Genomic DNA, 530 nt, shown 5'->3' with positions numbered 1-530 from the left:
AAATCCGGCGTCTTGAGCGACGGATTCGCCACCGTCTCGACGTGGACGAACGCGGTGTCCCCGTCGATGGCGTCGGCGTAGGCGTCGATATCCAGCGTTTCGACGGTCCGGGCCTCGATACCGCGCCGAGGAGTCGTCTTCGAGAAGTACGAGGCCGTCCCGCCGTACATGTCTTCGGAGAGCACGACGTTGTCGCCGACGGACGCGAGAACGGTCGTGATAGCGTCGATAGCGGCCATTCCCGAGGCGGTGGCAACCGCATCGACACCCGCTTCGAGGGCGGCGAGTCGGTGTTCGAGGATACGAGTCGTCGGGTTCGAGATACGGGAGTACACGTCACCATCGGCTTCGAGGGCGTACAGGTCCGCGGCGTGGTCTGCGTCCTCGAAGACGTACGACGTAGTCTGGTAGAGTGGCGGGGCGCGGGCCCCTGTCGCCGGGTCGGGGTCCTGCCCGGCGTGGAGACCGCGAGTGCGGAAACCTCTGGTCATGTACGTGGTGCATAATTCTGTACAGATGAATAACCGTCA

General features: G+C 64.0%; 1 protein-coding gene. It reads right to left on the bottom strand.

The genetic code is table 11. From position 1 onward, the window contains the following. Positions 1-491 (bottom strand): PLP-dependent transferase (locus tag DVK06_RS17160; protein WP_147438168.1); only part of this gene is annotated, 491 nt, incomplete at its 3' end. Positions 492-530 lie beyond the last annotated feature (39 nt).

It is taken from the genome of Halorubrum sp. Atlit-28R (genome assembly GCF_003665955.1).
Classification (GTDB): Archaea; Halobacteriota; Halobacteria; order Halobacteriales; family Haloferacaceae; genus Halorubrum; species Halorubrum tropicale.
The sequence above is the reverse complement of the archived record's forward strand: the minus strand, read 5'-3'. Positions and strand labels throughout refer to the sequence as shown.